At 73.2% G+C, this 19,618-nt stretch carries 14 protein-coding genes; 6 read left to right on the top strand and 8 right to left on the bottom strand.

Annotation, left to right across the window (positions count from 1 at the left end):
- Positions 1-219: 219 nt before the first annotated feature.
- Together RND61_RS03530 and RND61_RS03525 are read right to left on the bottom strand one after the other, a co-directional pair.
- On the bottom strand, positions 220-2,064 hold the full coding sequence (locus RND61_RS03530) for an FG-GAP-like repeat-containing protein (protein WP_315876161.1): 1,845 nt from the start codon (positions 2,062-2,064) through the stop codon (positions 220-222).
- A 69-nt stretch (positions 2,065-2,133) separates the two neighbouring features.
- Positions 2,134-2,853: a hypothetical protein gene (locus tag RND61_RS03525; RefSeq protein WP_315876160.1), complete on the bottom strand. Its 720-nt coding sequence runs from the start codon at positions 2,851-2,853 to the stop codon at positions 2,134-2,136.
- Positions 2,854-3,262: 409 nt separating this feature from the next.
- On the opposite strand from RND61_RS03525, the gene RND61_RS03520 reads away from it, so the two are divergent.
- Both RND61_RS03520 and RND61_RS03515 read left to right on the top strand, forming a co-directional pair.
- On the top strand, positions 3,263-4,357 hold the full coding sequence (locus RND61_RS03520) for a hypothetical protein (protein ID WP_315876159.1): 1,095 nt from the start codon (positions 3,263-3,265) through the stop codon (positions 4,355-4,357).
- A 40-nt stretch (positions 4,358-4,397) separates the two neighbouring features.
- On the top strand, positions 4,398-4,904 hold the full coding sequence (locus RND61_RS03515) for a hypothetical protein (protein WP_315876158.1): 507 nt from the start codon (positions 4,398-4,400) through the stop codon (positions 4,902-4,904).
- A gap of 50 nt (positions 4,905-4,954) precedes the next feature.
- Here RND61_RS03515 and RND61_RS03510 read toward each other — a convergent pair whose 3' ends face one another.
- Complete coding sequence (locus RND61_RS03510) at positions 4,955-6,481, bottom strand: NHL domain-containing protein (protein ID WP_315876157.1); 1,527 nt, start codon at positions 6,479-6,481, stop codon at positions 4,955-4,957.
- 206 nt (positions 6,482-6,687) lie between these two features.
- The gene (locus RND61_RS03505; protein WP_449343272.1) at positions 6,688-6,867 is read right to left on the bottom strand and encodes a hypothetical protein; all 180 of its coding nucleotides are present in this window, start codon (positions 6,865-6,867) and stop codon (positions 6,688-6,690) included.
- Between RND61_RS03505 and RND61_RS03500 the strand changes: the two genes are divergently transcribed.
- On the top strand, positions 6,866-7,228 hold the full coding sequence (locus RND61_RS03500) for a VOC family protein (protein WP_315876155.1): 363 nt from the start codon (positions 6,866-6,868) through the stop codon (positions 7,226-7,228). The genes RND61_RS03505 and RND61_RS03500 overlap by 2 nt on opposite strands.
- Before the next feature lie 80 nt (positions 7,229-7,308).
- Here the strand turns inward: RND61_RS03500 and RND61_RS03495 are convergent, their stop codons facing one another.
- Complete coding sequence (locus tag RND61_RS03495) at positions 7,309-8,718, bottom strand: PucR family transcriptional regulator (protein WP_315876154.1); 1,410 nt, start codon at positions 8,716-8,718, stop codon at positions 7,309-7,311.
- 131 nt (positions 8,719-8,849) lie between these two features.
- On the opposite strand from RND61_RS03495, the gene speB reads away from it, so the two are divergent.
- Both speB and RND61_RS03485 read left to right on the top strand, forming a co-directional pair.
- Positions 8,850-9,827, top strand: a complete 978-nt coding sequence (gene speB, locus RND61_RS03490) for an agmatinase (RefSeq protein ID WP_315876153.1) — start codon at positions 8,850-8,852, stop codon at positions 9,825-9,827.
- A 300-nt stretch (positions 9,828-10,127) separates the two neighbouring features.
- A complete protein-coding gene (locus tag RND61_RS03485) occupies positions 10,128-11,816 on the top strand; it encodes a thiamine pyrophosphate-binding protein (RefSeq protein WP_315876152.1) in 1,689 nt (562 codons plus the stop codon).
- A gap of 219 nt (positions 11,817-12,035) precedes the next feature.
- On the opposite strand, the gene RND61_RS03480 is transcribed toward RND61_RS03485, so the two are convergent.
- The 3 genes from RND61_RS03480 to RND61_RS03470 form a co-directional block, all read right to left on the bottom strand.
- Positions 12,036-12,860 carry an endonuclease I family protein gene (locus RND61_RS03480; protein WP_315876151.1) on the bottom strand — a complete coding sequence of 275 codons (825 nt, stop codon included), beginning with the start codon at positions 12,858-12,860 and terminating at the stop codon, positions 12,036-12,038.
- A gap of 596 nt (positions 12,861-13,456) precedes the next feature.
- On the bottom strand, positions 13,457-14,833 hold the full coding sequence (locus tag RND61_RS03475; protein ID WP_315876150.1) for a glycosyltransferase: 1,377 nt from the start codon (positions 14,831-14,833) through the stop codon (positions 13,457-13,459).
- A gap of 98 nt (positions 14,834-14,931) precedes the next feature.
- Positions 14,932-15,093 (bottom strand): hypothetical protein, encoded by a 162-nt coding sequence (locus RND61_RS03470; protein WP_315876149.1) that lies wholly within the window; start codon positions 15,091-15,093, stop codon positions 14,932-14,934.
- A 529-nt stretch (positions 15,094-15,622) separates the two neighbouring features.
- Between RND61_RS03470 and RND61_RS03465 the strand changes: the two genes are divergently transcribed.
- Positions 15,623-19,411: an ABC transporter ATP-binding protein gene (locus RND61_RS03465; RefSeq protein WP_315876148.1), complete on the top strand. Its 3,789-nt coding sequence runs from the start codon at positions 15,623-15,625 to the stop codon at positions 19,409-19,411.
- Positions 19,412-19,618: the final 207 nt, after the last annotated feature.

Genomic DNA, 19,618 nt, shown 5'->3' with positions numbered 1-19,618 from the left:
CGCGTGGCGCTCGCGATAGTCGATCGTGTCGAACCCGGTCGGCCGGCACCCCCGGAGCCGAGGTCCTGCTCCGGGAAGCGGCGGCCGGCCGTCCGGTGGGGTCGTCCGACGTGCGGCCCGGCGGGTGGGGCGTGCCGGGCCGCACGTCGGGGCGGGGCGACGGGCCTCGGCACGCCGGTGGCGGGTCGCCGTGACGGGGACGTGGAAGGTCTTCCGGGGCTACCGGGTCCTGAAGCGGCGGAAGAGGTTGCGGGCCACGTACACCCCCGGGCCGCCGAAGCCGACGATGTCGACGCGTCCGTCACCGGTGATGTCGGCGAGGAACCGGGGGTGGCGGTCGACCCGCCAGGCGCCCGCGTCGTCGTCGTACCCGAAGCCGCGGCACACCAGTTGGGCCTGCTCGAACCGGCCGTCGCCGCGGTTGTGCGACACCCAGACCCCCTCGTCACCGAAGCCGACGACGTCCGGGTTGCCGTCGCCGGTGACGTCGGCGAGGAACCGGAGGTGCTTCTCGCCCGTCCACCCCTGGGCGAGCCCGAAGTCGTTCAGGACGAGCTTCGCGGGTTCGAACGTGCCGTCGCCGCGCCCGCGTGAGACGACGACGCCCTGCGGGCCGAACCCGACGATGTCCACCGCTCCGCCGCCGGTCGTCCGGACCAGGAACCGGGGGTGCTCCCCGACCGAGCTCCACCCCTGGCCGGTCCCGAAGTCGTCGAGGACGTACAGGGGCTCGGAGAACGTGCCGTCCTCGTCCTGGAGCGAGACCCAGGCGCCGTCGTCGTGGAAGCCGACGATGTCGGTGCGCCCGTCACCGGTGGTGTCGACGAGGAAGCGGGGATGCTCGTCGGCCAGCCAGCCACCCGCCTCCTCGCCGTGGCCGAACGCCTTGAGGACCGGTTCGTCGGCGAGCGGTGCGAACGTGCCGTCCTCGTCCTGGAGCGAGATCCAGACGCCGTCGTCGTGGAAGCCGACGATGTCGGTGCGCCCGTCACCGGTGGTGTCGACGAGGAAGCGCGGGTGCTCGTCGGCCAGCCAGCCGCCGGCCTGCCGGCCGTGGCCGAACGCCTTGAGAGCCGGCTCGCCGGCCGCGGGCGCGAACCTCCCTCCCGCGTCCTGGGAGGACACCCGGACGCCGTCGGCGGCGAGCACGACGACGTCGGGCCTGCCGTCGCCCGTCGTGTCCACGAGGGTCCACAGGTCCGCGGGGCTCGGGGAGGGCGCGGGCTGGTGCAGGACGCGCTCGTCGTCGAACGTGCCGTCGCCCCTGCTGGACGACGTCACGGCCCCCTTCGCGGGGCTGAGCCCCACGATGTCCGCCCGCCCCGCCCCCGTGGTGTCGGCGAGGAACCGCGCACCGGACCCCGCCCACCAGCCCGGTTGCCCGCCGCGGAAGCGACCGGCTCCGTCGCCCTTCCACCCGCCGGCGTCCTGGTCGCTCCCGAACCGCTTGAGGACCAGCAGCATGTCGCTGAAGGAGGGCGTCGCGTCGGGTGCCGGCCGCAGCGCGGTCGAACGGGCCAGCCGCCAGGACCGGCGGCCGTTCCAGTGGCTCAGCGGCGCCCAGCGCAGCACGGGGTCGCTGACGCGCTCGGGCTCGGCCGGGACGAACCGCCACCGCTGGCTCTCCGTGCCGTCGTCGTACGCGCGCAGGACGACCCGGGTGTCCTCCTCGCCGGGGTCGGCGAGGTCGAGAACGGCGCCGCCGGTCACGCCCTCGATGAAGTAGAGGCCCGCTTCGCCCTCGACGGGGACGACGCGCCACTGCTGGCTCTTCTTGCCGGCGGCGGCGTCCCCCTGGCGGACGCCGCGGTCCGCGGCGGCGGGGTCGTCGAGCACCTTGCCGCTGGCCGCGTTGCGGATCACGTAGGCCGGGTCGTCCTGGGCCCGCCCGCCCTGCGCGGCCCGCACGGGGGTGAGCTGCCACCGCTCCGGGCTCGGGCCGCCGTCGGGGAAGTCGCGGACGACGAGCGACCCGTCCGCGCCCGGCGCGGCCTTGGCGCCGAGGGTCTTCCCCGTGGCGGCGTTGACGATCTCCAGTTTCAGTTCTTCCGTGGGCACGGGCATCGGGCTGCCTCTTCCAGGCGGTGCGGGCGTGGGCTCGGGACGGGTGTGGCGCGCGACGGTGGCCGCGGATCACGTGAAGACGTGGTGGTACGGCACGTTCCACTCGTTGGGCAGCCGCGGGTAGAACGTGTTGATGACCGTCCCGGTGAAGTCCCCGCCCCAGTTGTAGGTCAGACGCACCTCGCTGTCGGCCGCCACCGCGTGGTCCTTGAACCCGAGGATGGCGTCGGGGTGGGTGATCGGCACGAACGTGATCCCGCCCCACGGCGTCACCGTGACGACCCAGAGTTGCGTGTCCTCGATCGCGCCGTTCTTCCCGCGCCACTTGTCGCCCACCTTGTCGGGGAGGCCGACCTGGACCGTGTCGGCCGTGCTCTTGGGGGCCTCCTGGTGGACGGTGACGCGCCTGCGCTGCGGCTTCGGCGCGCCGTCGTCGCCGCGCCCGGCGTCGGTCGCGCCCGCACCGGCCGGTTTGGGCGACACCTGGCCCGCGGCGCTCTCGACGAAGTACAGCGGCCGCTGCCCGAAGAAGCCGGCAGGGGTGAGGTACCAGAGGTGGCCCTTCGCCTCCTTGGTGGCCTCGTCGAGGGCGGTGGCCAGCTTGACCCCCTTGTCGTGGCTCTCCTCCTTCAGCTCGACCGGCCGCAGGTAGCCGCCGTTGAAGGCGTGGACGAGCATGACCGGCCGGTTCTCGACCAGCGCCGCCACGATCGCGTTGTCGTAACTGTTGACCGCCACCGGGCCGCCGACCACCAGGTTCGACATCGTCGTGCGTTCTTGGGTGTACATCGCGGAAACCTCACCTGTCCCTGAACGTGGAGAACAACGCGTCGGACCCTCCATGCGGTGGCCTGTCGCGATCCACTGCCGCGAGCCGAGCCGAATTCGATCGAAACAACGCCCAAACGCATGGACGGCTGGCGCAAAATAGCCCAACCATGGAAACGGCCGGGCGACGTGACATCTGCTGGCCAGTAATTCAGAAAGTCGCGCATGAGCGACCGACGGCCCCTCAAGTTAGTTGACCAGTAGGGGAGTTGACGAGGCCGCAGAGGCTTTATCACTCGATTGAGCGCATAATGCGGTGACATCTTCTAGGGGTCCGGAGGGCGTGCTAGCTTCGCCTTTCGGGAATGCGCGCAGATTCTTGTTCATATTTCACTGGGTGAAATTCGGCCAGATTAGTCGAGGGCGGGGAATGTCTTCCAACGCGTACAACCTGGTACCGGCCAAGCGTCAGCCGCTGACGAAGAAGAACCTGCGGGAACTCAACATCCAGCAGACCTGGCAATCCATCCTGAACCACCCCAACCTGGTCTACGTCGACACCAACGGTGTGAAGCACGAACCCGTCGGGTTCTCCGTGAACAAGTCGAGCTTCGGCGACTTCCCCGGGACCGCGTACCAGCTCGGCTGGCTCGCCTACATGAACCTCGGGGAGCCGCTGATCGAGGTGCGGGGCGACATCGTCCAGCCCCCGCCCGACACGTTCTCCTCGCGCGCCTACGTCAACCGCAGCCAGTCCGAGATGACCTTCACCGACTCGGTCGACTTCACCGTCTCGAACGGGGTCACGTGGTCGCTCCACGGAGACGCCAAGCTCACCTTCGGCGGCAGCGTCGGCGCGTCGCTCCAACTCCAGTTGCAGAACCAGCTCCGGCTGGACCTCCAGTCGCAGCTCGCGGCGTCGTGCCAGAACGGGACGGCGAACAAGAACGCGAACACGGTGACCAACAAGAACAGCAAGGACAGCGTCGGGGTCGACAACGCCAATACCACCGAGACGTCCGCGAGCAGCTCCGCGACGAACTCCTCGTCGAACACGATGACCAACTCGGTGGGGTTCACGACCACCGGCAGCGCCACCGGCAACGCGTCGCTCAACGCGTCGCTGGCCCTGGGCATCGCGGCCACCGTGGGCGGCTCCCTGAACACCAGTTGGGCCTCGAAGTCGCAGATTTCCGGCAAGGTTCCGCCGAACTCCCGCGTGCAGACCATCGTCACGCAGCGGCGCACCCGCAAGCAGTACACCTATGAGATCCCGGTGACCTTCTCCGGGCTGATCGCGGTGAAGTACGCCGTGCCGGTGGCGGTCCTGTCTCCTCCGCAGCCCGGAACCTACCCCGGCCTCGACCACCTGGTCGCCCGCGACATCGGCGACATCGACCTGGCACCCGGCGGCTTCCGCTTGAAAGGGCTGGCCGAGGTCGTCTCCGACCTGGAGGTCCACCACACGATGCTCGACGGCGAGAGCCTGTCCGTCAGCCAGCAAACGCTGTACAAGCAGCCCTGACCGCGCGGCGCCGCCGCAACGACGACCAGAGGTGACGACCGTGGTGTTCGACAACATCTTCAACTCCGCGAGCAAGGGCGCGGGGCTCTTCTCCGTGACCACCGACAGCACGAAGCCCCAGCCGGGTGAGGGCGTCGACTTCGAGGACGCCGACGACGACACGTACGACGACACGAGCACCAGCCTGTTCGACAACGCGATCCACGGCGCCTCGTCCCGCGCGAAGATCGTGCAGGACACGTCGCCCGAAGCACGGGCCGTCCTGGGCTTCCTCGGCTCCTTCATCCACACCACCCAGGCGTCCGCCGGCGAGCAGGCCCAGTACGCCCAGGACCCCGGGTCGGTGAGCGGGGCGGCGTCCGCCGGCATGCAGGAGGCGAGCGCGACGGTGACGGAACGCGGCGACCTGAAGAAGGACGAGGACCTGGAGAACAGGCCGAAGAAGAGCGACTACGCCCAGGCGCCCAAGACCCCCGAGACGCCGAAGGCACCGGAGGCTCCCAAGGCGCCCAAGGCGACCGCGGAGAAGCCGTCCCGCTCCGAGTAGGGCCCGGGTACGAGGGGGGCAGGGGCGAGACCGCCCCTGCCCCTCACGCATCACACGGGAAGCAACTGCCACTGCCGGTCCCGGTGGTCGCCCTCCGCCCTGTCCTGCTTGATCGCCGTGGGGGCGTTGGTGTCGACTCGCAGGAGCAGCCCGCTGTTCCGGTTCGCGATCTCGTACGTCCGCGGGGCGTCGCTCACCGGGCCCACCGGGATCAGCCGCCACTGCTGGTGGCGTGCGTCAGCGCCCTCGTAGGCGCGCTGCGCGACCACCGCCCTGGCCGCCTCCTGCGCCCCGACGACCTCCAGGACCTTGCCGCTGCGCACGTTCTCGATCCGGTACAGGACGTCGCCGTCGTCCTGACCCGCCGCGACCAGCCGCCACCGCTGGTGGTCCCTGGGGACGGCGAGGGACTGGTGGACCTCGGCCCCGTCCTTGGTGGACTCGCGCACGACCCCCATCCGCAACCTGCTGCGGACGTTCGCCCAGGAGACCACCGTGCCCGAATCGGGCAGCCCGGCCAGCCTCACCGACGCGACCCTCCGGATCCGGTTGTTGACGTGATCGGCGATGTAGAGAGTGCCGACGCAGTCCACCGCCAACCCGTACGGGTGGTACAACTGGGCCGTGGCGGCCGGGCCGCCGTCGCCGCTGAAGCCCGCCGTGCCCGTGCCGGCGACCGTACCGATCTTCCCCTCTGCCGTGACCTTGCGGACCCGGTGGTTGCCGTAGTCGGCGATGCAGAGGACGCCCGTGCCGTCCACCACCACTCCCACCGGACCGTTCAGCCGAGCCGAGGTGGCGGGGCCGTCGTCACCGCTGAAGCCCGCGGCACCCGTGCCGGCGACCGTACTGATCTTCCCGTCAGCGGTGACCTTCCGCACCCGGTGGTTGCCGTGGTCGGCGATGTAGAGGGCGCCCGAGCCGTCCACGGCCACTGCGTGCGGGCGGTTCAGCTGAGCTGAAACCGCCGGACCGCCGTCTCCCCCGGATCCGACGGCACCGGTGCCGACGAACGTGCTGATCCTGCCGTCGGCCGTGATCTTCCGAACGCGATTGTTGTGATACTCGGAGACGTAAAGAACGCCGGTGCTGTCCACCGCCACCCCCATGGGGAGGTTCAGCCGGGCGGCGGTGGCGGGGCCGCCGTCACCACTGAGGCCCGCGGCGCCCGTGCCGACGACCGTGCTGATCGTCCCGTCAACCGTGACCTTCCGGACCCGGTGGTTGTTGGCATCGGCGATGTAGACGGCGCCCGCGCTGTCCACCGCAACATCACGCGGATAGTTCAACTGGGCCGAGACGGCAGGGCCGCTGTCCCCTGAGTAGCCCGCGACCCCGGTCCCCGCGACCGTGCTGATCTTCCCGTCGGTCGTGATCTTCCGGACCCGTTGGTTGTTGAAGTCGGAGAAGTAGAGGGTGCCGGCGCTGTCCACCGCGATCCCGTACGGGCGGTTCAACTGGGCCGAGACGGCGGGCCCGTTGTCCCCTTGGAACCCCACGCCCCCGGTCCCCGCGACCGTTCTGATCGGCGGGTCGGAACTCTCGTCACCCGTGGCCGCCGCGTGGGCAGTGCTCATCATCGTCCCCTCACCGATCACCCGACCGCCCGCTACGGACGGTTCTTGACTGACTCCAGAAAGTCACAAGAGCATCTGAGTTGGCAAGGACACTTCCGAGTGATTGCCGCTGAGCGCGGTGCCGGGACAACGCACCGGACGGACAGCCGACCCCCGCCGCCGGTCCCGGGGAACGTGATGCTCCTCCGCCTCGGTGTCCGTCGCGGTCAGCGATGGGCTGCCAGGAAGGCGTGGGCGTGGCGGACGAGTGCCCGACGCACCTCGTCCGGGGACAGCACCGTGAGCGGTGCGGCCAGACCGAGGAGGTAGGCGGCGAGCTGGTCGGCGCTGTTGCCGCCGATCCGGACCACGGTGGCTTCGGGGCCGTCAGGGCTGTGCGTACCGATGGTGGGCGGGACTTTCCGCAGGGCGTGGTCCAGGGGGAGCGGAAGGCGGATCGTCTTCTACGGCGATGCCCTGGGCCTGCCCGTGCTGTACCGCAGCGACGACTTCGTCCTGCTGGGACGGGAGGGAGCCCCGGGTCTCGGCTTCGTCCGCCAGGCGGGCTACCGGCCCCCGGCCTGGCCTGACCCCTCCCACAGCAAGCAGGCCCACCTCGAACTGGGCGTCGACGACCTGGACGCCGCGCAGGAGAGGATGCTCGCCCTGGGCGCCGTCCTGCCCTCCTTCCAGCCGCGGCCCGACGTGTGGCGGGTGCTCCTGGACCCGGCGGGTCATCCCTTCTGCCTGGCGACGCACGGGACCTGAGTCCGCACCGCCTTCGGCTGTCGGCGTGCCGGTGGCGGGAGGCCCGCCCCGCCCTGCGGCCCCCGCGCGACCGACCCGCTTCACAGTCTCCGCAGTGCGAACCACAGTTCCATGCGCGTCCCGGCGTCCTCCAGGTCCGCGTCCAGCAGGGCCGCGCAGCGGGCGATGCGCTGGCGGACCGTGTTGCGGTGCACGCCCAGCGCGGTCGCCGTGCGGTCCCAGCCGCCGTGCAGGGACAGCCACACCCGCAGGGTCTCCACCAGCGCGGGGCGCTCCAGCAGCGGGCCCAGCAGGGCGCGGGCGTGGGCGTCCGCCTCGGCCGGGTCCACCAGGGCGTCCAGGCCGCCCGCGCGGTGCCGGACCAGGCCCGTGTGCGCGGCCTCGGCGCGGCGCAGGGCGCGGCCGGCCTGCGCGTCGGCCGCCGCCAGCTCCCCGGGCCCGGCCGGGGCGCTCACCCCGAGCGTCCAGCCCGGCTGCGGCGCCACGTCCCGCCCGGCCGGGAGCAGCGCCCGTACGGTGCACTCCCCGGCGTCCACGAGCGGGGTGCCCAACGCCGGCGGGGCCTGCCCGTCGCCCCCGCGCGCGTGGACCACCGTCCAGGGCGCCTCGCCCAGCAGCGGCGCCACCTCCTCCGGGCGGGCGCCCAGCAGGAGCCGGACCAGCGCGGCGGACCGTACGGCCTCGTCGGCGCCCTGGTGGGGCGCGGTCAGCAGGGACAGCAGCACCATCGCGGTCTCGGCGATCCGCTGGTCGGCCTCCCCGTGCCGCGCCGGGGCCAGGCCGAGCGTCAGCCCCTCCCGCCCGGTGCCCAGGCTGTACGCGGCGAGCCGCGCCCCGCCCGCCGTGTCCGCCGCCGACGACGGGTGCCGCTCCTCCCGGGCGACCACCGCGACCAGCCGGCCCAGCGCCGCCGCCTCCCCGGGCGCGAGCTCCCGACCCGCCGCCGCGTACTCGGTGCCGTCCGGGGCGTACAGCGCGGCCCGCCCGCCCAGCCGCGCGGCCAGCACCCGCAGCACCGCCGGTACGGGGCCGGGGCGCGCGGCGGCCGTGGCCAGCGCCCGCTGCGCGTCCGTCACCCGGCGCAGCTCGTGCAGCCGCGCGTCCGCCATCAGCCGCCACACCGCCCGGGCGACCGCCGCGAACGTCGTGCCCGGCTCCACCTCCACCAGCGGCAACCCGTGCCGCGCGCACGCCTCCGCCAGCGCCCCGGGCACCGTGTCGTACACCGGCGTCACCCCGAAGCCCAGCGCCGCCGCGCCCGCCTCGGCGGCCCGCGCCACGAACCGCTCCGGGTCCGCCAGCTGCACACCGGCCGTGAGCAGCAGCTCCCCGCCCAGCAGGTAGGGGTACGGGTCGGCCATCTCGGAGGTGTGCACCCAGTGCAGCTCCGTACCGGGATCGCCGGCGACCAGCCGCAGCCCCAGCTCCTCCCGGGCCAGCAGCGCGGCCAGCCGCACCGGCGGGGCGAACGGCACCAGCGGCTCCGCCATGGACCTTCCCTCCATTCCGACACCCCCGAATGGAAGAAACGTACACTTCTGCGGCTCCGGTGGCGCCCGTACCGTCGATCCCATGGACGCCGTGTGACGTACGGCGCGAGCGCAGGAAAGAAGGCACCCACATGAGCAGCACCAGCGGCACGCCCCGCGGCCCCATCGACTCCTCCCGCGTCCCGCGCTACGCCGGCCCGGCGACGTTCGCCCGGCTGCCGCGCCTCGACGAGGTCGGCACGGCCGACGTCGCCGTCGTCGGCGTCCCCTTCGACTCGGGCGTCTCCTACCGGCCCGGCGCCCGCTTCGGCGGCAACGCGATCCGCGAGGCGTCGCGCCTCCTGCGCCCGTACAACCCGGCGCAGGACGCCTCGCCGTTCGCCCTCGCGCAGGTCGCGGACGGCGGCGACATCGCCGTCAACCCGTTCAACATCAACGAGGCCGTGGAGACCGTCGAGGCCGCCGCCGACGACCTGCTGGCCACCGGCGCCCGCCTGATGACGCTGGGCGGCGACCACACGATCGCCCTGCCGCTGCTCCGCTCGGTCGCCAAGAAGCACGGCCCGGTCGCCCTGCTCCACTTCGACGCCCACCTCGACACGTGGGACACCTACTTCGGCGCCGAGTACACCCACGGCACGCCGTTCCGCCGGGCCGTCGAGGAGGGCATCCTCGACACCGAGGCGCTCTCCCACGTCGGCACCCGCGGCCCGCTGTACGGCAAGCAGGACCTGACGGACGACGAGAAGATGGGCTTCGGCATCGTCACCTCGGCGGACGTGTACCGCCGCGGCGCCGACGAGGTCGCCGACCAGCTCCGCCAGCGCATCGGCGACCGCCCGCTGTACATCTCCATCGACATCGACTGCCTCGACCCGGCCCACGCCCCCGGCACCGGCACGCCCGAGGCGGGCGGCATGACCTCCCGCGAGCTGCTGGAGATCCTGCGCGGCCTGGCCTCCTGCAACCTGGTCTCCGCCGACGTGGTCGAGGTCGCCCCGGCGTACGACCACGCCGAGATCACCTCGGTCGCGGCCTCCCACACGGCGTACGAGCTGACGACGATCATGTCCCGGCAGATCGCGGCGGCCCGCTCCGCCGGGGCGTGACCGCCCCCGCGAGCCCGGCGGAGGCGCGTTAGCCTCCACGCGGCGCCGGAAACCCCGTAGGGGCCGGAAATCCCGTACGGGATGGAGAACCCGTACGGGATGGAGAACCCGTACGGGATGGAGAACCCGTACGGGATGGAGAACCCGTAGGGGATGGAAGCCCCCTACGGGACGCGGAAAACCCGTACGGGATGGAGGCCCCGCACGGGGCAGAAGTCCCCTACGTGGCGGAAGCCCCCTACGGGACGGACACCCCGTACGGGATCCGGCGCCGCCGCACCGCCCCCTGGAGGCCCCCGCATGACCCACGACCACGACCTCGTCCTGCGCCCCACCGCCGCGCAGACGGAAGCCGCCCTGAACCCCCCGCCGGGGCGCACCGGCGGCGACCTGGTGATCGAGACCCTGCGGGGCCTCGGCGCCACGACCGTGTTCGGGGTGCCCGGGCAGCACGCGCTCGGCCTGTTCGACGCGCTCGGCCGCTCGGACCTGGAGTACGTGGGGCTGCGCGTCGAGAACAACGCGGGCTTCGCCGCCGACGCGTACGGCCGGACCACCGGCGAGGCCGCGCCGCTGCTGCTGTCCGCCGGGCCCGGCGCGCTGACCGCCCTGCCCGCCCTCCAGGAGGCCGCCGCGGCCTCGGCGCCCGTCGTCGCCATCGGCGCGCAGGTCCCGGTCCGGGGCCTGGGCGGCGGACACCACGGCTACCTGCACGAACTGCGCGACCAGCAGGCGTCGTTCCGCGACGTCGTCAAGTCCGTGCACCCGGTGCGCACGGCCTCCCAGATCCCCTCCGCGATCACCGCGGCCTGGGAGTCGGCGCTCACCGCCCCGCACGGGCCCGTGTGGGTGGAGATCCCCGCCGACGTACTGGGCGCCCCGACGGACCTGCCCGTGGTGACGGCGCCGGACGCGATGCCGCACGAGCTCGTCCCCCGGCCGGAGCTGACCGCGCTCGCGGCGCACTGGCTGTCGCGGGCCGAGCGCCCGGCGATCGTCGCGGGCGGCGGGGTCGTGCGGGCGGACGCGTCCGGCAAGCTGCGGGCGCTGGCCGAGCGCCTGTCCGCGCCGGTCGTGACGACCTTCGGCGGCAAGGGCGCCTTCCCGTGGGAGCACCCGCTGTCGCTCCAGTCGTGGCTGGAGGACCGGCACACGACGGACTTCCTGGAGGACGCGGACGTCCTGCTCGTCGTCGGCTCCGGGCTGGGCGAGCTGTCGTCGAACTACCACACGTTCCGGCCGCGCGGGCGGATCGTGCAGATCGAGGCGGACCTCGGGAAACTGGAGTCCAACCACCCGGCGCTCGGCATCCACGCGGACGCCCGGCTCGCCCTGTCGGCGCTGCTGGAGACGGTCCCGGAACGCCACGACCCGGCGGCTCCGGAGCGCGTACGGGAGGTGCTGGCGGCGGTCCGGGAGCGGATCGACGCGCAGGGCCTCACCCTGGAGCGGCGGCTCCTCGCATCGGTGCGCGCGGCGCTGCCGGACGGGTCGCCGAGCTTCTGGGACATGACGGTCCTGGCGTACTGGGCGTGGTCGGCGTTCGACGCCCGGCGCCCCGGCACGATGCACTCCGCGCAGGGCGCGGGCGGCCTCGGCTACGCCTACCCGGCCGCCCTCGGCGCCGCGGTGGCCGACCGGAGCCGCCCGGTCCTGGCGGTCTCCGGCGACGGCGGCGCCCTGTACTCGATCGCGGAGCTCGCCACGGCCCGCCAGCACGACCTGCCGGTGACCTGGCTGATCGTCGACGACGGCGGCTACGGCATCCTGCGCGCGTACATGACGGAGACGTACGGCAGGGCCACGGGGACGGAGCTGGCGCGCCCCGACTTCGTGGCCCTGGCCGAGTCGTTCGGCGTACCGGCGAGGCGGACGACGCCCGAGGGGTTGGAGGGCGACCTGCGGGAGGCCCTGGAGTCGCCCGGCCCCTCGGTGGTGGTGCTCCCGGCGGTCCTCCGCATGTTCGCGCCGACGCACGTGGAGGGCTGACCGGCCCGCGCGGGGACCGGCCGGGCCGCGCGGGGACTGACAGGCGCGCGGGGGACGGACCGGGCCGCGCGGAGGTCTGACCCGCACGGGGGCTGACCGGCGCGCGGAGGGCTGACCGACCTGCGCAGGGCGCTGGCCGTCCCGCGCGGAGGGCGCCGGCCGACCCGCGCAGGGGGCCGGCCGACCCGCGCGGAGGGCTGACCGGGCCTCAGCGTCCGGTCACCAGATGGCCTCGACCCACTCCGGGTGGTCGATGAACGGGTTCCGGTTGTGCTGGTACGCGCTGTAGATCAGCTCGTTGCGGTTCCGCTCGAACGCGTCCGGCGGGTCCTGCTCGTTCCACTGCTTCAGCACGGAGAGGCGGCCGTGGAACGGGACGGTGCCGTTGGTGACGGCGTCGTTGGGCTCCAGATCGGGCCAGCCGTCGGTGCCCTCGTAGCGGACGGCCATGTAGAGGATCATGCGCGCCACGTCGCCCTTGTCGGCGTTGCGCGGCTCGAAGGAGTTGGAGTCGGTGTAGCTGCCGGGCGCGCCGCTGACCGCGCTGCCGCCCAGGTCGAAGTCCTTGTTGCCGCGGATGCTGTTGACCTGCACGTCGGCGGGGCGCAGGTGGTGCAGGTCGGTGCCGGGCCCGGCGGACGTGCCGAAGTCGCCGTGGGACTGGGCCCACACGTGCTCCCGGTTCCAGTCGCCGACGTCGCCGCCGTTGAGGGCCTTGCTGCGGGAGGTGCCGCTGTAGAGGAGCCGGACGTTGGCGCTGTTGGCGGGGTCCTCGTCGGTCTCCTTCAGGGCCGTCCAGACCGCGGAGTACGAGATCTTGGTTTGGTTGCGGATGATGGAGTGCAGGGTGCTCTTGAGGCTCGCCCCGGTCTTGCCGGCGGCGCTCGCGTAGTACGTGTCGTCGTACGCGGTGACGGCGGCGGTGCCCGCCTCGGGCGCCGGAGCGGCGGCGGCCCCCGGTACGGCCACCCCGACGAGCAGGGCGGCGGCGGCCAGGACGGGGAGCCTCCAGCGGCGAGCGGAGGCGGCCGGGGATGACGGCATGGGAGTCCTTTCCCGAGGCGGGGACACGGGGGAACGTTTCCGCGGTCTACGCGAGTTGACCGCTGCGGCAAGGGGAGAGTGCCACGTCCGCGGTCACCGGCGCGTGAACGGAACGGGTCGGTCCTGTGTCGTTGTCATGGACGTGGCGATATGACCGAAACGGTTCCGTGCCGGGGCCCCGGGTCCCCGGCACGGCGCGTACGGCGGAAGCGGGTGCTGCCGTCGTACGGGGCGGCGGAGGCACCCGGCCGGCGTGGTGTCGACGGGCGGCCCGGCGCGTCACCGGAGTGCCGAGCCGGGGGTGGGCCGGCCCGGGTCCGTCAGGAGCCCGGGCCGGCGTTCGGCGGACGGGCCGCCGGCGTCCGGGTCCGCCCCGAGGTCGAGCGCCCCTCCCGCGTCTCCCGGCCCGGCGGCGGTGGGAGCGGCCCGGACCTCGACGCGGGCCGGGCCGGACTCCGGGTCGGAGTCGTTCCGCTTCTCCCCGGTGCTCGGAGGGAGCCGTCGAACGGGGACGGCCCGGACGGCGGAAGCCCCGAACGCCGGACGACCGGGTCCTCCGGTCCGCGACCTCCGAGATCCCCGTCGGTGCCGGCCCCTCAGGACGGGGCGAGCCCGACCTCCACGCGCTCCCGGGTGCCCCAGCGGTTGATGCGGTGGCAGGTGGCCATGGCGTAGAGGTACACCAGGCGGAGGACGAGCGCGCGCCAGGCCGTCGCGAGGGGGGCGAGCGCGAAGAGGAGGAGGGCCTGCCGCCGGCGCATGTCGGTGCGGGCCACGGTGAACAGGCGCAGCGCCATGAGGTAGCTCATGGCGACGCCGATGACGGCGCCGTACGTCAGGATCGTGTCGAGGTGGGTGCGCAGCTCCGGGTCGGCGAGCAGGACGACGGGGATCGCGAAGCCGAGGACGATGTGGAGGTACTCGGCGACCGTGGTCCAGAACACGATGCCGTTCATGGGCATGTAGCGCAGCCACCACAGGTGGCGCACGGTCGTGCCGCGCATCCAGCGCAACTGCTGGCGCAGGTAGTGGCTCCACTGCTCCGGGGCGAGGGTGAACACCAGGGACGAGGGCTGGTGCACGGTGTCGCCGGCGAGGAGCCCGTAGAACGTCAGCATCGAGTCGTCGTTCATCTGCATGGGCCGGCCGCGGAACGTCTCGTTCTCGTACGCTCCGGCCGCGTCCCGGACGATGTGCGCCCGGTAGAAGGCGAGCGTGCCCGAGTTGATCGTGACGCGGCCCAGTACGGACTGGGCGCTGCGCAGCCCCCGGGTGAAGGGCAGGTAGAGCAGGTTGATCATCCGGGTGAGGACGGTGGTGTCGTGGTTGAGCACGAGGACGTGTCCGGCGACGGAGGTGACCTTCGGGTCGGCGAACGGCTTGAGGCCCTCGGCGACGGCGTCGGCGTCGAGGACGGAGTCGCTGTCGAGCGTGACGAAGACGTCGGCGTCGTCGTGGGCGAGGACGTGCATCTGCGCGTAGCGCTTGCCCCGGTTGGGGGTGCGGTCCCACGTCACCTCGACGCCCTGCGCCGCGGCGCGCTCGTACAGCTCGGCCCGGACGTCGTCGTACGTCATGGGGGTGCCGTCGTCGTGCACGGAGCCGTCGTCCACCACGCGGATCCGGTCGACGGGCCGGGACTGCGCCAGGACCGAGTGCAGGCAGGCGCGTACCGCGTGGGGGTCCTCGTTGTAGACCGGGACCTGCACGGTGACCTTCAGCGCGTCGAGACCGGCCTGTGCGCCGGGGGGCACCGTGCGGGGCCGCTCCAGCCAGGAGAGCGGCACCCACCACAGAAGCAGGAACGACACCAGCCAGGGCAGCGCCATGCCGCCCGAGTCCCTTCCGGTCAACGAGGTGACCGCGGAGAACGCGTGGGCGGTGCCCCAGGCCAGGAACGCGGTCACCGGCAGCGCGCCCAGCAGGGTCAGGGCGGTGGAGGAGACGGGCCAGGCCCGCGGAATCGGCCGCACGCCGGGCCACCGCGCCGGTGGCCGGTCCTGTGGTGCCGCCCCGGAGGCGGCTCGCCCGCGCGGCGCAGGGGCAGCGGTTCGGCCGCTGTCGGTGGACGTCACCGTTCGACCGGCCCTCTGCCCTGCCGGAACCCCAGCCGTACCGCCACCACGCCGAGCAGGACCGCGGCGACGCTCGCCGCCAGGAGCCACACCTGCCCCGTGGCCAGTCCCGTGGCCGCCAGCGTGCCGCCGGGAGCCATGATCGAACCGTATGCCATCTCGCCTCCTGTAGATCCGGTTGATGCCGTATCGGACAAGGCGGACATTAGCGTCAAAGATCGCTTCGGTAGTGCATCCACTCCGACCCGGAAGCGGTGCGCGAACCGGCCGCCGCCCCGGAGGGGCGCCCGCGCCGAGGCCGCTCCGCCCGCCACCCCGCGGATCCCGCCGGTCGACCGGACCGCGTTCCCGGCCGCGCGCCCGACGGGGCCCGTCGCCGAAGTGGTCTCGCGTGGTGGATCGTGTGGTGGATCGCGAAGTGGTGGCGCGTCGAGCGGCCCGTGCCGGTCGTACTCGGACACCGTCCGGGCCCACCCGGTACGACGGGCCCACCCGGTACGACGTGACCGCCCGGCCCGCCGGGCGGCCGTCGCCCCCGCAACGCTCCTGAGGTGGGCTTGACGCGCTGGGGACGAGTCCTAGGCCGAAAGGACGATCTTGTGCTCGTTCCGGCGCCTCCGGGATGAAAATCGGAGCGCCCCCTGTTGGTCCCTTCCGGCAGAGCAGCGGAAAGCAGGAGGCGGGAACGTGGTGTCGGCGACGGGGGAACAACAGGCGCGCGCGGCGGAGCCGGGGTGGGCCCGGCGGCTGTGGGGCTACGCCTGGCGGCACCGGCTGGACGTGGTGCTCGCGCTCGGCTCGTCGCTGGGCGGCATGGCGCTCATGGCGCTCGTACCGCTCATCACGAAGATCGTCATCGATGACGTGATCGGGGCCGGCACCGGCTCCCTCGGCCTGTGGGTCGGGGTCCTCGTCGCCGCGGCCGTCGCCGTGTACGCGCTGGCGTACGTCCGCCGCTACTACGGCGGTCGCCTCGCCCTCGACGTCCAGCACGACCTGCGGACCGAGATGTACGGGACGATCACCCGGCTCGACGGCAGGCGGCAGGACGAGCTGTCCACCGGGCAGGTCGTCGGGCGGGCCACCAGCGACCTCCAGCTGATCCAGGGACTCCTGTTCATGCTCCCCATGACCCTGGGGAACTTCCTGCTCTTCTTCATCTCCCTGGGCATCATGGCGTGGCTCTCCCCGCCGCTCACCCTCGTCGTCCTCGCCGTCGCCCCCGCCCTCTGGTTCATCGCCAAGCGCAGCCGCACCCGCCTCCACCCCGCCACCTGGTACGCCCAGGCGCAGGCCGGGCACGTCGCCGGGGTCGTCGACGGGGCCGTCACCGGGGTGCGGGTCGTCAAGGGCTTCGGGCAGGAGGACCAGGAGACCGGCAAGCTCCGCACCGCCGGGCGGAAGCTGTTCGCCGCCCGCCTGCGCACCATCCGGCTGAACGCCCGCTACACCCCCGCCCTCCAGTCCGTGCCCGCGCTCGGCCAGGTCGCCATGCTGGCGCTCGGCGGATGGCTTGCCACCCGCGGGGAGATCACCCTCGGCACGTTCGTCGCCTTCTCCACGTACCTCGCCCAGCTCGTCGGCCCCGTGCGGATGCTCGCCATGGTCCTCACCGTCGGCCAGCAGGCCCGCGCCGGCGTCGAGCGCGTCCTGGAGCTGATCGACACCGAGCCCTCCCTGAAGGACGGCACCCGGGAGCTGCCCGCCGACGCCCCCGCCGGCATCGAGTTCGACGACGTCTCCTTCTCCTACGGCGACGACGGGCCCCCCGTCCTCGACGGCTTCTCCCTCACCGTCCGGCCCGGCGAGACCGTCGCCGTCGTCGGCGCGTCCGGCAGCGGCAAGTCCACCGTCTCGCTCCTCCTGCCCCGCTTCTACGACGCGACCGGCGGCACCGTCCGCGTCGGCGGCCACGACGTGCGAGACCTCACCCTCCAGTCGCTGCGCGCCGCCATCGGCCTCGTACCGGAGGACAGCTTCCTCTTCTCCGACACGGTCCGCGCCAACATCGCCTACGGGCGGCCCGACGCCACGCCGGAAGAGGTCGAGGCCGCCGCCCGCGCCGCCCGCGCCGACGGGTTCATCACCGACCTGCCCGACGGGTACGACACGACCGTCGGCGAGCACGGGCTCACCCTCTCCGGCGGGCAGCGCCAGCGCATCGCCCTCGCCCGGGCCATCCTCACCGACCCCCGGCTGCTCCTCCTCGACGACGCCACCTCCGCCGTCGACGCGCGCGTGGAACACGAGATCCACGAGGCGCTGCGCACCGTCATGGCCGGGCGGACCACCCTCCTCATCGCCCACCGCCGCTCCACCCTCAACCTCGCGGACCGCATCGCCGTCCTCGACGGCGGGCGCCTCTCCGACATCGGCACCCACGAGGAGCTCCAGGAGCGCTCCGCCCTGTACCGGCGGCTGCTCACCGACCCCGACGAGCTGGGCGGCGTCTCTCCCGGCCACGCCTCCCCGGCCGGCGCCCCCGACGAGGACGACCACACGGTCCGCGACGAGCTGGACGCCGAGTTCGACGCCGAGCGCGGCATCACGCCCGCCCTCTGGGACCGCGAGGCCGCCGCACCCGGCCCGGACACGGCACCCGGTGCCACTCCCGAGCTGCTCGCCCAGGTCGAGGCGCTCCCCCCGGCGTCCGACACCCCGGACGTCGACGAGGCCCACGCCGTGCGGCCCGAGGAGTCGTACGGGCTGCGCCGCCTGCTGCGCGGCTTCGGGGCGCCGCTGCTGGTCAGCCTCCTGCTCGTCGCCGTCGACGCCGGGATGGGCCTGCTGCTGCCCGTACTGATCCGGCACGGCATCGACGAGGGCGTCACCCAGCTGGCGCTCGGCGCGGTGTGGGCCGCGTCCGGGCTGGCGCTGCTGACCGTCGTCGCGCAGTGGGCGGCCCAGATCGGCGAGATCCGCATGACCGGGCGGACCGGAGAGCGGGTGCTGTACGCGCTCCGCCTGAAGATCTTCTCCCAGCTCCAGCGGCTCGGCCTCGACTACTACGAGCGCGAGCTGACCGGGCGGATCATGACCCGGATGACGACCGACGTGGACGCCCTGTCCACGTTCCTCCAGACCGGCCTCGTCACCGCCTTCGTCTCCGTGGTGACCTTCTTCGGGATCATGGTGGCGCTCGTCGTCATCGACGTGGAGCTGGCGCTGGTCGTCTTCGCGACGCTGCCGTTGCTGGTCGTCGGGACGTTCTTCTTCCGGCGCGCCAGCGTCAAGGCGTACGAGCTGGCGCGCGAGCGGATCGGCGTCGTCAACGCCGACCTCCAGGAGACCGTGGCCGGACTGCGGATCGTGCAGGCGTTCCGCCGCGAGCGGTCGGGCGGCGCCCGGTTCGTGGCGCGCAGCCTGGAGTACCGCGAGGCGCGGGTGCGCGGCCAGTGGCTGATCTCCGTGTACTTCCCGTTCGTGCAGCTCCTGTCGTCGCTGGCCGCGGCGGCGGTGCTCGTCGTCGGCGCGGGCCGCGTCGACGCGGGCACGCTGACCCCGGGCGCCCTCGTCGCGTACCTGCTGTACATCGACCTGTTCTTCGCGCCCGTACAGCAGCTCTCGCAGGTCTTCGACGGCTACCAGCAGGCGTCCGTGTCGCTCGGCCGCATGCAGGAACTGCTGCGCGAACCGACGTCCACGCCCCCCGCCGCCGACCCGCGGCCGGTGCGGTCCCTGAAGGGCGACATCGCCTTCGAGGACGTGTCGTTCGCGTACGGCGACGGCGAGGAGGCGCTGAGCGGCGTCTCCCTGCGCATCCCGCCCGGGGAGACCGTCGCGTTCGTCGGGGAGACCGGCGCGGGCAAGTCGACGCTGGTGAAGCTGGTCGCGCGGTTCTACGACCCGACGTCCGGACGGGTCACCGTCGACGGCACCGACCTGCGGGAGCTGGACCTCACCGCGTACCGGCACCGCCTCGGCGTCGTCCCGCAGGAGGCGTACCTGTTCCCCGGCACCGTGCGGGACGCCATCGCCTACGGGCGGCCCGACGCGACCGACGCCGAGGTGGAGGCCGCGGCGCGGGCGGTCGGCGCGCACGACATGATCGCCACGCTGGACGGCGGGTACCTCCACGAGGTCGCCGAGCGCGGACGCAACCTGTCGGCGGGCCAGCGCCAGCTCATCGCCCTGGCGCGCGCCGAGCTGGTCGACCCGGACGTGCTGCTGCTCGACGAGGCGACGGCGGCGCTGGACCTGGCGACGGAGGCCCAGGTCAACGCCGCCACCGAGAGCCTGGCGGGCCGCCGCACCACCCTGGTCGTCGCCCACCGCCTCACCACGGCCGCCCGCGCGGACCGCGTGGTGGTCATGGACCACGGCCGGGCCGTCGAGGACGGCACCCACGAGGAACTCCTGGCCCGCGGCGGCCGGTACGCCGAACTGTGGCGCACCTTCGTGGGCGAGCCGGAGCACGAGGGCCGCGACGGGGACACCGCACCGGTCTCGGTGGCGTCCGCTTCGCAAGGGCGCTGAGGGAGCAAGGCCCTGCCCCCGCCCCGTACGCGTCGAGCCGCACGGGGCCCGGGCCCTGGTTCCGGTCCCGGTTCTGGTCCCAGGCATGGGGCTGGACCCGGTCTGACCCCGGGCCTGGCCCCGGGCCCGGTCCTGAGCCCTGGTTCCGGTCCTCCTGGTCCCGGGCCGGGCCCGGCTCCGTCCCCGGCCTCGGTCCCGGTTCCGGTG

Source organism: Streptomyces tamarix (assembly GCF_032423885.1).
Lineage (GTDB): Bacteria > Actinomycetota > Actinomycetes > Streptomycetales > Streptomycetaceae > Streptomyces > Streptomyces tamarix.
The sequence above is the reverse complement of the archived record's forward strand: the minus strand, read 5'-3'. Positions and strand labels throughout refer to the sequence as shown.

Coding starts and splice junctions, on each gene's coding strand:
- RND61_RS03500 (WP_315876155.1), top strand. CDS start 6,866: ATGGTGGGCGGGACTTTCCGCAGGGCGTGGTCCAGGGGGAGCGGAAGG.
- RND61_RS03520 (WP_315876159.1), top strand. CDS start 3,263: ATGTCTTCCAACGCGTACAACCTGGTACCGGCCAAGCGTCAGCCGCTG.
- RND61_RS03470 (WP_315876149.1), bottom strand. CDS start 15,093: ATGGCATACGGTTCGATCATGGCTCCCGGCGGCACGCTGGCGGCCACG.
- RND61_RS03495 (WP_315876154.1), bottom strand. CDS start 8,718: ATGGCGGAGCCGCTGGTGCCGTTCGCCCCGCCGGTGCGGCTGGCCGCG.
- RND61_RS03530 (WP_315876161.1), bottom strand. CDS start 2,064: ATGCCCGTGCCCACGGAAGAACTGAAACTGGAGATCGTCAACGCCGCC.
- RND61_RS03480 (WP_315876151.1), bottom strand. CDS start 12,860: ATGCCGTCATCCCCGGCCGCCTCCGCTCGCCGCTGGAGGCTCCCCGTC.
- RND61_RS03525 (WP_315876160.1), bottom strand. CDS start 2,853: ATGTACACCCAAGAACGCACGACGATGTCGAACCTGGTGGTCGGCGGC.
- speB (WP_315876153.1), top strand. CDS start 8,850: ATGAGCAGCACCAGCGGCACGCCCCGCGGCCCCATCGACTCCTCCCGC.
- RND61_RS03485 (WP_315876152.1), top strand. CDS start 10,128: ATGACCCACGACCACGACCTCGTCCTGCGCCCCACCGCCGCGCAGACG.
- RND61_RS03510 (WP_315876157.1), bottom strand. CDS start 6,481: ATGAGCACTGCCCACGCGGCGGCCACGGGTGACGAGAGTTCCGACCCG.